Origin of the sequence: Rhodomicrobium lacus, from assembly GCF_003992725.1 — a bacterium.
GTDB lineage: Bacteria > Pseudomonadota > Alphaproteobacteria > Rhizobiales > Rhodomicrobiaceae > Rhodomicrobium > Rhodomicrobium lacus.
Genome location: NZ_RZNF01000012.1, coordinates 340,099 through 352,352 on the forward strand (window position 1 = coordinate 340,099; position 12,254 = coordinate 352,352).

A 12,254-nucleotide genomic window follows, 5' to 3' on the forward strand; every position below is an offset into this window, starting at 1 on the left:
CATGGCATACATAGTCGACGTTCTGACGCTCGCCCTCATTCTGGTTATCGCCGTGCACGGGTATATGCTCATCAAGGGGCTCGGCGGTCTCATGCATCTGGGACACGCCGTGTTTTACGGTCTCGGAGCCTATGCGGCGGCGATATTTTCCACAAAGGTACTGCCGCCGAACGTTTTCCCGTTGACCGTCATTCTCGGCGCACTTGCCGCAAGCCTCGGTGCGCTGCTGATCGGTTGGCCCGCGCTCAAGGCACGCGCCCGCTATTTCATGATCGTGACGTTCGCGATGCAACTCATCTTCGTGACGCTCGTGATCAACTTCGGCTTCACCGGCGGCCCGGACGGCCTTTCCGGTATTCCACGCTTCTCGCTAGGCACCTGGGAGCCGGGTCGGCGCTGGGTTCTCGATCTCGGCATCGCGCAGATCACTTATGCGCAGGTCAAGCTGCTGATCGTCGTTTCGTTTGCCGCCGTGTCGTTCTGGTTTTGCAGTCGCATCATTCGTTCACCCTACGGTCGCCTCGTTCGGGCCGTGCGCGACGACGAGCGCGTCGTCGAGGCCCATGGACGCAGCGCCACCCTTGTCAAGTTGTCGGTGCTGCTGATCGGGGCGGGACTTGCGGGCGCGGCTGGAGCACTCTTCGCTCATCACTTCAACTACGTCGGACCATCCCAGTTCGAACTCGACCTCACGATGCTGATGCTGGCCATGCTGATCTTCGGCGGTCAGTTCAGCCTCACGGGCGCCACTATCGGCGTCTTCGCGATGATGGGGCTCCTTGAGGGTCTACGCTTCGCGCTCGACAACTGGCTCGGGGTGCCATTCGAAATGACGGCGCCTCTTCGCCAGGCCGCCTATGCGCTCTTTCTCATCGGCGTTCTCGTCTTGCGCCCCAACGGCTTGTTTCGCGAGCGCACAGCAGAATACGTGAAGCCATCAGGCGACAGCCCGGCTGTTTTCCCGAATGCGAGAGCGGCGGCTGATCGCAGCGTCGACCCGCTTTCCGCCGGGCCGGTTCTCACATGCTCCGGCCTGCATAAATCGTTTGCCGGATTAAAGGCCGTGGACGAGGCCGGTTTCAGTCTGCACCCTCGTGAGATCGTCGCTATCATCGGCTCGAACGGCGCGGGCAAGACGACCGTCTTCAATATCCTGAGCGGGTTCGAGAGCGCGGATGGTGGCGAGGCGCTGCTACTCGGCAAGCCGATTCTCGGTCTGGCATCGCAAGACATTGCCAGGCTCGGGCTTGGGCGCACGTTCCAGGACGTAAGAATCTGGAACAGACTTACGGTCATTGAGAACATACTTGCGGCATCGCCTCATCAGGCGGGCGAAAATCCCGCTCGACTCTTCCTCACGCCGGGGCGTGTCGGGGACAACGAGTCTGACAACCTCAAGCGGGCATGGGCGCTCCTCGAACGCTTCGGACTAGGCGAAAAAGCAAACCATCTCGGCAGCGAGTTGTCCTATGCGCAACGCAAGATGCTGTCTCTCGCCCGGATCACCTCTTTCGCCCCGCATGTCGTCCTGCTCGACGAGCCGACATCAGGCGTCGACCCCAAGCGTCTCGATACCTTCCTTGGGCATATCAAGGATTTCGCGGAGCGCGATGGCCGGGCAGTCTGCCTGATCGAACACAACATGGCTGTTGTGAAGGCCGTGGCCGACCGCGTTGTGTACATGGATGGAGGCAAGGTTCTCGCGAGCGGCACGGCTGATGACGTGCTGGGAGACGCGGGGCTGATGCGGCGCTATCTCGGACAAAGGGAGGCGGTGGCGGCATGAGATTGAAGGTCAGCAAGCTTGTCACGGGCTACAATCGGGATCCAATCCTGAATGGGGTGAGCTTTGATCTCGAAGCCGGGACGCTTCTTGCTGTGCTTGGCCATAACGGTGCGGGAAAGTCGTCCCTTGTCCGTTCCCTCGTCGGACTTCTGCCTGCGTGGGAGGGGACGATCGAGATCGAAGGACACGACGTCACCACAAGGCCATCAAAGGAGCGTATTCGGGCGGGGCTTGCCGTATCATTTCAGGATGACCCTGTTTTCCCTACGCTTCCCGTAAAGACCAACCTGCGTCTTGGCGGTTATGCCCATTGGCGCGACCGCAAGCGCATCGAGCGACGCACGGAGGAAGTGCTTACCCTTTTCCCAAAGCTGCGCGTTCATTACTTGCGGCCGGCCTACACCATGAGCGGTGGCGAGCGTCGCATGCTTTCGATCGCGATGGCCCTCATGAGTGAACCGACCGTTCTTCTTCTCGACGAGCCTTCGACAGGACTATCGCCCGGCATGACCGCCCACGTGTTCGAAAGCATCGAATCGGTTTCGCGCAGCCTGGGGATTTCTGTGCTGCTCATTGAACAGAACGTGGAGCAGGCGCTTCGACACGCCGACAGAGTACTTGTCTTGAAAACCGGCAAGGTCGTTTTCGATGGGGCCCCGGAAAATCTGGCCTCGGACGCCACAGAACTCGTCATGATGTTCTAGTCATGCAGCATATAAACACAAAATACACCTTGTGAATTATCGCTATAGTTCTGAAAATGAGTTATGACTAAATGCATAGGAGCGGAACGAGAGGCAAGAATAGAAATCATAGACGTCTCAAGTGACAATCGAAATTACAGATCTAAACGCCTCGACACTCAGAGAGTTCTTCAACGAGAACGAGCGGCTTGAAACCCTGGTCTTGGAGCGTTTCTTAGTGAAAGTCGCGGCAACCCGTCACGATGCGCGCGACGACGTTTCCCCGCATCCGTCAAGCTTGCGTCACCGGGATCTGGCTGCAAAGTTCCGAGTTGATAGCCACAGCGGAAACCGAGTCTTTGCTATGGCGGCTTTCAGGCGCAACCTCGGGTTGGCTGGGGCGCCAGGACTCGAACCTGGGAATGGCGGAATCAAAATCCGCTGCCTTACCGCTTGGCTACGCCCCAATGGGTAAATTGCCAAGTTTTTGGCATTTCACGGGGTTTAACATTGATGCCACGGGGATTCAAGGGGGGACGTAGGGCGAACATCGGTTTTCTGCACCCACACTGCAAAGCAGGGCGTTTTGCCCTTGCATCGCTCAAATTTTCTCCCGCATGTTCCATTTTGTTCATGGACGTACACAGATTAATTTAGTGCCGTGGCGGTGCATCAAGCGGAGGTATTCTTTCGTCGCACCCAATGGAGCCACGATCTTGGGCAGGTCAGCAACGAATCTACCCGCAGTTTTCTTGTAATAGCGTGACGGCCTGTCGAAGCTCGCGCCTGATCCCTCGATCATCTTCCATTGAGCGCATTCGCGACGGTCTTGACCCCAAGATGCGTGCGGAGATCAACCTTCTTCAGGTCATGTAATACTGAATCATTGGGCTATTGGGCCATTCAGGTGAGGCTCCCAGCAAGAAAGATCTTGATTGCGCGCACCCGGCCAATCCGATGCAAAACGATGGGCCGACGCCGATCAAAGCGCCCCCGCGCCTTCCTTCGGAAGCCACTCGTTCATCAACTGCGTCTCGCGCTCTGTGACGCCGCGCACGAATGCAGCCGAACTGCCTTTCATGGAGTGAAAGGCATCATAGCCGCGCTCAAGGAAACTTTGCAGTTCAGCCAGCCCCGCGACCTCGGCGGGCTTCTTCATCATTGAAAGCGCAGTGCCGATGAACGGCTTGCGCGTGAGCCGGTCGAGCGAACGGCCCAGACTCGCGATCAGCGCAATCTGGCGCTCACGGTCGGCGCGGCGTCCGACCTTCTTGTAGGCCGCCACCCACTTGTCGATGTCCAACGCAAAAACGCCCTGCCCAAGCGCCTCCAGCATGTCGGTGTCGAGCGACTCCGAAATCGTATTGACCTCTATCGCATCGGCCACGGTCTCAAGCCCCGCTTCAGGCAATACAGCCTTCATCACAGGAAGGATGCGCCGAACTTCTTCCTCATGGCGGCTCAGGTCTTTGGGACCGTAGATATCGCTCAGGAAAAACGTTGCCGTCTTGGTGTAGAGCGGATTAGCCACGATGTGGGCGTGCTCACGCTGAAGACGTTCCGCCTGCCACTGCCGCAGAGCATCGCGAGCAGCTTCGCCCTGCGGCCGTGCCGCAAGCCGCGCCCTAAGCTCAGCCGAAGCGTCGAGAAGCGATTCAATGCGCTTGGCAATCTCGTTCTTGGTAGTCAATCGTTTTCCTTTGTGATGTATTTACTAAGAAACGTCGCCCATTTTGGATGATCGTTACCCGCCGGCGCATGAAGGCTTCACACAAGACGCATGAACGCAATTTAAAACCTCAAGGGGTCCCCGCCAATGTCGAAAGCGGAACGCGTCTCAGCGGTAGACACCACGTGGCTTCGAATGGACCGGCCATCCAACCCGATGGTCATTGTAGGTGTACTTATACTTGAGGGGCCGCTCGATCTCAACACGCTGGAAGACACTTTGGCCGAGCGCTTCCTTGCGATCCCCCGATTTCGGCAGCATGTCGAGACCCGTTCGAACGACTATTGGTGGGTTGACGACCCTTGGTTCGACCGCGCGCGGCACATCCAGCGCGTACGGCTTCCGGGCAAGGGCGGGCAGGCCGAGCTTCAGCGCTACATCGCCAGCCTCGCCTCGGAGCCGCTCGATAAATCCCGCCCGCTCTGGCAGATTCGTCTCGTGGAGGATTATGAAGGCGGCGCGGCGATCGTCCTTCGCGTCCATCACGCCATCGGGGACGGCATGGCGCTTGTGGGCGTCATGCTCTCGATCACCGATGGCGGCAATCGTTCGGTTTGGACCGGGACGCGGGAGCAAAAAGCCGGTTTTCGCATCCCGCTGCCCGGCCTCGGGCTTCTGAAGCGCGGCCTCGGCGCGGGCGTCGATCTCTGGAAGGAAGCCGCAGCGCTGGCGCAAAACCCCACGCAGGCAGCGCGGCTCGGCGCGGGCGTGGCGGGCGAACTAGGCTGGCTACTCATGATGCCGGAAGACAGTCCGACGCGTTTCAAGGGCAAGGCGTCCGGTAACAAGCGCGTCGCGTGGACCGATCCGATCCCGCTGCCGGAGGTTAAGGCGGTGAGCCACGCGCTTGGCTGCACGCTGAACGACATGCTGCTCGCCTCGGTCGCGGGCGCGCTCGGCGAATATCTCAAGGCGAAGGGCGACGATACCGACGGCGTTGAAATCCGCGCGTTCATACCGGTGGACATGCGCCAGAGCCACGAGGCGGGGCAGCTCGGCAACCGTTTCGGACTTGTCGGCGTCGAGCTTCCGGCGGGAATCGAGAATCCGCTCACGCGCCTCGCCGAGGTTCAGCGCCGCATGCAGGCGCTGAAGCAGTCGCTTGAGCCGCCGGTTACCCTCGGCCTGCTGGAAGTGATCGGTCACGCGCCGCAGATCGTGCAGGACCGGCTTTTCAACATGCTGATGAAGCGCGCCACCGCCGTCATGACGAACGTGCCGGGACCGAAGGAACCGCTGTATCTCGGCGGCGCGAGAATCTCTCAGATCATGTTCTGGGTGCCGCAGTCCGGCGACATCGGCATGGGCGTTTCGATCCTGTCCTTCAACGACATGGTGCAGTTCGGGCTGATCACCGATGCCGCCATGGTGCCCGACCCGGAAGCCATCATCGCGGAGTTCCGGCCGAAGTTCGAGCAGCTGCTTTATTACGTCCTGATGGGCTCCTGGGGCGACGCGGACGAGAAACCCACGCCGCTTGCTGCCGAAGCGGCGGCGGCGTTCCCGGATCGGCCGGCATCGAATCGGCATCGATCGGACGCAGACACGCTGATCGACGATACAGGTCTGAAGCGTCGCGATTTGCGGCATGACGCTGTCGAAAGCAAAACGGGGGCACGGCGGCAGAAAGGGGCATCGGCGGCCAGAGAGCAGACCCTGCCGACCGGGACCGGCGCGGAGGCGATCCCGCCTGCGGTTCGTTCGCGCAAAGCGCCCAAGGCTCCGTCCGCGTCCCAACCCGCCCCCCAAACTCCCAAAGCCAAGGACGATCCGGCCGCAGACGCGCCCGCTGGCGTCGCATCGGCAGAAGCACCCCGCGTCGCTCGCGGCCGAAAGCGGTCCGAAACACCCGATGCAAGCGAAAGGGCGCTTGCCGCCGAAGCGACGGGCGCCGCACCGCGAGCGCGCCGATCTCCCCGGGGGTTCAAGCCCGATCTCGCCGCCGCCTCTTCGGAGGCAACGCCAACTACCGCCGCGCCCGTGAGAATCGGGACAAGCGGGCGGGTCGACGACACGAGCGAGGCATCCGAAAAGGCGCATGCCCGGCGAACGGCAAAGGCCCCTTCGAGCAGATTGGACGCCGGTTCGAGGCCAAAGAGCGGGTCAAGGCAACGCTCCGAAACCATTTCGCGCCCCGGCGAAACACAAAGAGATTCCAGCCTGGTAAAAGCTCGGGCCAGCGAGGCGGCCCCGCCACCAGCCCCCGCGCCGACACCGAGAAAGGCCCGCCAGCCCGCGCGCAGTCGAAGCGGCGGGGAAGCGCCCGCGTCGCCCCCACCGAAAGCCACGTCTCGCCGAAAACTGCCGAGGAGCTGACGGGCGCCCTGTCATCGGGAAAGCGGAGCGCAACGATGGAGCGCTACGATTTCAACATCGCCTATTCTGCCTCGCGCCTGCGGAGCGCAGACGGAGCAGGGGCCGCACCGTGTTGGGCAGCCGTCCTCATGATTCAGACAAGATCGCGCCGGTCGCCCGGTCCACGGCGATGCCGTAAATCGGATACGACACGACGCTGCGGATTTCGTGCCGTCGATCAGCTTGCCCGCGTCAGATCCATGCCGATTGAAAGGAGGCCGATTTGACAACACTGGTACAGTCCGACATATCGCTGCATCGGCGCAGGGCTCCGCACGTCTCCCGGCGTCGGTCCAAGGCGCCCACGGCAACAAGGGTTCCAACCCGTCCCGCACACGCAAGGCCAGCGCCGGTCCTTATCGCGCGCCCGTCGGCCCTGCTTTTTCGGCGCTCTCGGCTGCATCGAGCAACGCCTGGCACTCGCCCGGCAGATCGGTGACGAGCATGGGCTTCGGCTTGGGCTGAGGTTTCGGCGGCCCGGACGGTTTGGGACGCGGCGCACGCAGCTTCCTGAACCATGTGTCGAGTTCTTCGCCGCAGCCGTCGTCCGCCTTGGTCGCGGGCTGCGAGACGCAGCCATGGCTGCCCGCCGGACAATTCAGGCGCACATGCAGATGGTCATCGTGCTTGTACCACGGACGAATTTTTTGCAGCCATGCGCGGTCGCCGCCTGCGCTGTCGCATAGCGCTTTCTTGATGGCTGGATGCACGAAAATCCGCGCAACCTCGGGGTAGGAGGCGGCACGCTTGACGAGCTTGGTCTGCGCGTCGGTCCAGCGTGCGGGATCGACCGCCAGCGTCGTCTGGTCGACGAAGTTGGTGGCGGCGAACTTCTCCCTCTCCTCGGCCGACAATATCCGCGCGGGCATGAGATTATACCAGAGGTCGACGTCGATGCCGCTCTGATGGCTCGCATGCCCACCGAGAAGCGGCCCGCCGATCGGCTGCGCCATGTCGCCGACGAGGATGCCGGGAAGGCCGTCGAGGCGCTTCACGTCGCGCGCGAGCGTCTCGATGTAGGAGATGAGAGCGGGATGGCCCCAGTAGCGATTACGCGACAGGCGCATCGCCTGCCAGGCATCGCCATTCACCGGAATTCGCTGCGCACCCGCGACGCAGCCGAGATCATAACGGCCAATGGCCTGCGGCGGCAGCGCTGGCGGAGCCTTGATTGCTCCAAACGCCTTTTTTGCCTCTCTGGGTTCTGCGGCTGGCGCGGTCACATTCTCCGCGCTGGCGGCAAAACAAAAGACGGCGGTCGCGAACGCGCAAAGGGCCGCGCCTGAGAGTTTCTGCTTCACGTCAGCGGCCAAACGGGGTCCAGACGGTACTGGGCGCCGGTGCCGGGGCGGACGCCGCCTCCGCTTGCGTTTGCTCCGCCGGAGCGGGAGCTTGATTGGACGGCGCCGACGCGGGGGCCGCCTGTTGCTGGGGGACGGGCCGCGCAGGTTGCTGAGGTGCCGCAGACTGTTCCGGCTTCGGCTTTTTTGGGGGCGGTGGCGATTTCTTCTGAGGCTGCTGCGCGGGAACGCCCGCGGGCTGGTTCAGGTCGATCCTGATGGGCTTTGCCTCGGTTGTACGCTGCGCCTGAGCCTCGTTCATGGTCGCAGCCTGCTGGCCCTCGCCCGGAGGCGCGACATTGACGGCGATAGCCGCAAGCATCCATTGATCGCCCGCAAGCTGGAACGCGATATCGAAATTCACCTGCTCGGGTGTTGTCGCGAAGAATCCCGTCAGGCGGAGCACCTGCCCTTCCAGCATGGCCGGTTGCGCCGTGAGCCGCGGCGGAAAGAACATGACAGGCGATATGTCGATCTTGCGATTTCGCAAGGTCGCGAATGCTTCGGCAAGCTTCGCCGGATTGTTCGTTTGCTGGAACGTGGGCGTGCCGAGATCGCGCAGCACCGAGTAATTGCCGGTGATGTTCGCCTGATTGAGCGCCACGATCGCATTGCGGATCATGAGGATCAGGCGCAGTTCGTCTGGAGACTGCGCCTGCTGCTGTCCCGCCGGCTGCGCCAGGACCGCGGCCGGGGCCATCGCGAGCGCCACCGCACAACATAGGCTCAGGCTATACTTTCTCACGGGCACACCTCGACCATCCACAGTCCGCGAGCCATTCTTAATAGCCGGGAGGCGCGACTTCAAGACGAAAGGGCCGGTGTCCGGGGTTATGCACGCCTTGGTTGCGCGCGGCCGAGCCTCAGTTCTGCTGCTGTACCGCCTTCTTTCCCGACTTCGCGCTGGCGACGGGTTTGCCCGGCGCGGGCATCTGCGCGGCCAGCGACGGCCCGCCGCTTGTCTGCCCGGCCTGCGTCGTCTGGGCGGCGACGGCTTCGACCGACACGCCGTCCACGCGCCAGACGCCGTCGATCTGCTGGAAGACGAGTTCGTACTTGATCTGAAGCGGTTGCGTGGGAAAATTGCCGATGACGCGAAGCTGCTTCTGATCCGTCAGTTCGGGCTGCTTCGTCAGGTTCGGCGACAGCACGAGGACCGGGCTGAGATTGACCCCTCTTCCTCTCAGGCCCGAGAAGATCGCCGAGAGCTTGACCTGATCGAAGCGCTCGCGAAAAAGCGGCGTTCCAAGATCCCGCAAGACCGAGTAATTGCCGGTCTGATTGGCGTGCTGAAGCGCAATGACGGTGGATTTGATCAGCATGGCGAGCTGGATGCCGTCGATGCCTGCGCCTTGCTGAGGTTTCGTGGCGGTCTCGGCAGGGCGCTTGGCGAGGGGTGCCCCCTTGCCCTCCGCGAGCGCTTCGTTCGCGCAGAAGATGGCGGCAGAGCACAGGGCGGCACGGAACAAGGCAACTCGGAACAAGGTGGATTTCATGACACGCCCGTCGCTCGAAACGACGTCCCGCATTTGATGATTGCAGCACAGTTTTGACGCGCCGTTGCCCAGACGGCGAGCCAAGCTTATGGTCTTGAAGCCTTCATTTTCGTTAGCGCGGCACAACCTAAAGATGTTTTCAGGTGTCGGTCGAACGTGGGAGGATCGCGGCGGCATACGCGGCGCGTCTTCGTCCGCGCTCGTCACCAGCCGAATGTGACGCCTGCCTTGCCCGCCATGACGCCACTACTCGCGCCGACACCGAAGCCGCCATCGAGAGCAACGAGCGTCCCCGGCCCGAACACATCGCGGCCGATGATGCCCGCACCCGAGAGGCCGAACGCGCTTTCGCCCTCGAAATTGCCCCAACCGGCCCGCACCGCGAAGCTCTGCCCCGGCGCAAAGATCGGCTGCTGAAGCGCGAGCGCAATGGCGACGCCTTCCTGCGTTTCGTCGATCCGACGGTTCGCGGAACGCAAGCCCGCATCGAGGCGACTGTTGGTGTCGGCAATGCGGCCGGCCACATCGGCGTATGTCGCGTCGACATACGCCTTGTTCGCGGCGTCGGTGGCAACCAGCGGCGTCCCGACATTATGCACGACCGCGCCGCCCATATCCGCGCTGCCTCCGCTAGCAAGCTTGAGGTCCGTAAGCGTCGTGGTTCCGGTCGCGGTCAGATCCTTGGTGGTGACCTTGTCCGAAACATCGACATGACCATCGACCACCTTCGTATAGCTCGATCCGTCTGCTGTCGTGACCGTGAGCGTCATGCCCTGAAAGGTCGCCGCGTCGCCGCTGGCATTCAGATCGATGTAATTCGTTCCACCAGGGTGTTGGATGTAGATATGGTCCGTCGTCAGCGTCCCGGTGTTGATGGATCCCGTCGTGACGGATGTCGGCGTGATCGTGGTGGTGTTCGTGCCGTTGGACACCGTGAGGTTCGACGTGCCGAAATTCGTTGCGTTGAACGTGTTCGCCGTGATCGTGTTCGTCGTGATACTGTCCGAATTGATCGCGCCGGTCGACAGAGAGGCTGAACTCAGGGTTCCGGTGGTTGAAATAGAACCCGGCAGAATCGTGCTGGTATTCGTGCCGTCCGTCACCGTGAGCGACTGCCCCTTGAAGGCCCCGCCGTTGAAAGACGAGGCGTTCACGGTTGTGGCATTCACGATACCGGTGTTTACCGAACCCGAGGTGACGGCTCCGGTCGTGGTCAGCGATGTGGCGGAAATCGCTCCTGTCGCATTGACATTGGTAACCGACAGGTTCGTTGCGCTGAAGTTGTCCACGTCGAGCGTGCTCGCCTTCAGCGTGCCCGTCGTCACCGAGGTCGGCGTGATGGTCGTGGCGTTTGTCCCGTTCGACACTGAAAGCGAAGATGTGCTCACACTGTTCGTGGCGAGGGTGCCTCCGCTGAACGTATCTGCGTAGACGGTTCCCGTCGTAACGGAAGTCGGCCCGACGGTGGTGACGTTCGTACCGTTCGACACGGAGACGCCGCCGGCTCCGAAAGAAGCGCTCGCCGCTCCATACGACGACGTTACGCCCGAACCTTGCAGTGTCGTGGTGTAACCCGAACTGTCGGTGCCGATAACCTGGCCGTTATAGAGCTGGGATTTCTTCGTATAGCTGCTTCCCCCGTTCGTCGAATTGGTGGAGGTCCAATCCACACCGCCGGAAGAGATGCTTTGCGCGTGAGCCGGCGACAGGCATACGGCTATTGCGATGGTGCTGACGCTGGCGAGAAGGGACAGGGTGAAGGCTACTGTTACTGCAGTGGGCTCCGCCGTCTTGTTTTGATTTTGACGTGCCATTACTATCTCACTCATTTTTACATTTACTTTTACAGATAACACCACGCATTACAGACCAACCGAACACAGGAAGTTTTGTGCAACTTCTGGTTGAACAATACGGTAAACGCGAAAAAAAAGACATGGGAATTGCATGCCGAGCTTGTATCGCCGTTCACCCTTACAGGTTGCCCTGATCGGCGCGCGAGGAATTCAGCGCTGCGCCTCCAAAGGCGCAAGCACTTGGCCTAACTCACTGTTTTACAAGGGATATTTGGCGATGAATTGCGGACGCGCGAGCGCTCTGCCCCGCCGTCTTTACACCAACCTCGGAAAATCGCCGGTTGTAAATACCCTTATGATCACGTTTGCGTGATCGCTTTATCTTGAGGGCAGCAAGGTTTCGCAAGTATTAATGAAAGGTTAACAAAGTTCTGCGATTGCTTTCCGCAGTTCTTCGATCCCCGAGCCTTCGACCGAAGAGGTGGCAAGGACGACGGGGTGGGCGGCGGGATGGGTCCGCATCACGGCCTCGGTCTCGCGAATGACTTGCGCCAGATCCCCGGACTTCGGCTTGTCTGCCTTTGTCAGCACGCCCTGATAGGACACGGCCGCCTTGTCGAGCAGCGTCATGATTTCCTTGTCCGACGCCTTCAGACCATGGCGGCTGTCGATGAGAAGCATCACGCGCTTGAGCTGGGGGCGTCCGCGAAGGTAGTCATGGATGAGCTGTGTCCAGCCTTTCACGAGAGCCTTGGGAGCCTTGGCGTAGCCGTAGCCGGGCATGTCCACCACATAGAGCGCATCGCCGACCGCGAAGTAGTTCACCTCGCGCGTGCGCCCTGGCGTATTCGAGACGCGCGCGAGATTGCGCCGCGACAGGAGTGCATTGAGCAGGCTCGATTTGCCGACGTTCGAGCGCCCGGCGAACGCCACTTCCGGCCGTTCGCCAGCCGGAAGCGCCGCAACATCGGTGACGCCGAGCACGAACTCGGCGGGAGCCTTGAACAGCGCCTCCGCGCGGGCTGCCAGCTCCCGCGCGTGGTTTTCCTCGTCGGTTGCCGTCATCCGC

9 protein-coding genes and 1 tRNA gene are annotated in these 12,254 nt (G+C 61.6%); 3 read left to right on the forward strand and 7 right to left on the reverse strand.

What is annotated here, in order from left to right; all coding sequences use genetic code 11:
* Position 1 precedes the first annotated feature (1 nt).
* Positions 2 to 1,786, forward strand: coding sequence for a branched-chain amino acid ABC transporter ATP-binding protein/permease (locus tag EK416_RS10995; RefSeq protein WP_127077540.1), 1,785 nt, complete (start codon positions 2 to 4; stop codon positions 1,784 to 1,786).
* The gene (locus tag EK416_RS11000) at positions 1,783 to 2,490 is read left to right on the forward strand and encodes a branched-chain amino acid ABC transporter ATP-binding protein (protein WP_127077541.1); all 708 of its coding nucleotides are present in this window, start codon (positions 1,783 to 1,785) and stop codon (positions 2,488 to 2,490) included. Before EK416_RS10995 ends, EK416_RS11000 begins: the two co-directional genes overlap by 4 nt.
* 371 nt (positions 2,491 to 2,861) lie before the next feature.
* On the opposite strand, the gene EK416_RS11005 is transcribed toward EK416_RS11000, so the two are convergent.
* Together EK416_RS11005 and EK416_RS11010 are read right to left on the reverse strand one after the other, a co-directional pair.
* A tRNA-Gln gene (locus EK416_RS11005) sits at positions 2,862 to 2,936 on the reverse strand.
* 515 nt (positions 2,937 to 3,451) lie between these two features.
* Entirely contained in the window at positions 3,452 to 4,159 is a 708-nt protein-coding gene (locus EK416_RS11010) for a DUF8198 family protein (protein WP_127077542.1), read from the reverse strand.
* A 126-nt stretch (positions 4,160 to 4,285) separates the two neighbouring features.
* Between EK416_RS11010 and EK416_RS11015 the strand changes: the two genes are divergently transcribed.
* The gene (locus tag EK416_RS11015; protein WP_127077543.1) at positions 4,286 to 6,514 is read left to right on the forward strand and encodes a wax ester/triacylglycerol synthase family O-acyltransferase; all 2,229 of its coding nucleotides are present in this window, start codon (positions 4,286 to 4,288) and stop codon (positions 6,512 to 6,514) included.
* A gap of 395 nt (positions 6,515 to 6,909) precedes the next feature.
* Here the strand turns inward: EK416_RS11015 and mepA are convergent, their stop codons facing one another.
* The 5 genes from mepA to yihA all read right to left on the reverse strand — a co-directional run bounded on the left by mepA (position 6,910) and on the right by yihA (position 12,250).
* Entirely contained in the window at positions 6,910 to 7,776 is an 867-nt protein-coding gene (mepA, locus tag EK416_RS11020) for a penicillin-insensitive murein endopeptidase (RefSeq protein ID WP_164729991.1), read from the reverse strand.
* A 79-nt stretch (positions 7,777 to 7,855) separates the two neighbouring features.
* Positions 7,856 to 8,593 carry a hypothetical protein gene (locus EK416_RS17755; RefSeq protein WP_164729992.1) on the reverse strand — a complete coding sequence of 246 codons (738 nt, stop codon included), beginning with the start codon at positions 8,591 to 8,593 and terminating at the stop codon, positions 7,856 to 7,858.
* Between the two features lie 163 nt (positions 8,594 to 8,756).
* The gene (locus EK416_RS11025) at positions 8,757 to 9,389 is read right to left on the reverse strand and encodes a hypothetical protein (protein ID WP_127077545.1); all 633 of its coding nucleotides are present in this window, start codon (positions 9,387 to 9,389) and stop codon (positions 8,757 to 8,759) included.
* Positions 9,390 to 9,592: 203 nt separating this feature from the next.
* Positions 9,593 to 11,203 carry a hypothetical protein gene (locus EK416_RS11030; RefSeq protein WP_127077546.1) on the reverse strand — a complete coding sequence of 537 codons (1,611 nt, stop codon included), beginning with the start codon at positions 11,201 to 11,203 and terminating at the stop codon, positions 9,593 to 9,595.
* A 402-nt stretch (positions 11,204 to 11,605) separates the two neighbouring features.
* Positions 11,606 to 12,250 (reverse strand): ribosome biogenesis GTP-binding protein YihA/YsxC, encoded by a 645-nt coding sequence (gene yihA / locus EK416_RS11035; RefSeq protein ID WP_127077547.1) that lies wholly within the window; start codon positions 12,248 to 12,250, stop codon positions 11,606 to 11,608.
* Positions 12,251 to 12,254: the final 4 nt, after the last annotated feature.

Bases quoted from the DNA above. Each gene is read 5' to 3' on its own strand.
- EK416_RS10995 (WP_127077540.1), top strand. From the start codon at position 2: ATGGCATACATAGTCGACGTTCTGACGCTCGCCCTCATTCTGGTTATC.
- EK416_RS11025 (WP_127077545.1), bottom strand. From the start codon at position 9,389: ATGAAATCCACCTTGTTCCGAGTTGCCTTGTTCCGTGCCGCCCTGTGC.
- EK416_RS11030 (WP_127077546.1), bottom strand. From the start codon at position 11,203: ATGGCACGTCAAAATCAAAACAAGACGGCGGAGCCCACTGCAGTAACA.
- yihA (WP_127077547.1), bottom strand. From the start codon at position 12,250: ATGACGGCAACCGACGAGGAAAACCACGCGCGGGAGCTGGCAGCCCGC.
- EK416_RS11015 (WP_127077543.1), top strand. From the start codon at position 4,286: ATGTCGAAAGCGGAACGCGTCTCAGCGGTAGACACCACGTGGCTTCGA.
- EK416_RS17755 (WP_164729992.1), bottom strand. From the start codon at position 8,593: ATGGCCCCGGCCGCGGTCCTGGCGCAGCCGGCGGGACAGCAGCAGGCG.
- EK416_RS11000 (WP_127077541.1), top strand. From the start codon at position 1,783: ATGAGATTGAAGGTCAGCAAGCTTGTCACGGGCTACAATCGGGATCCA.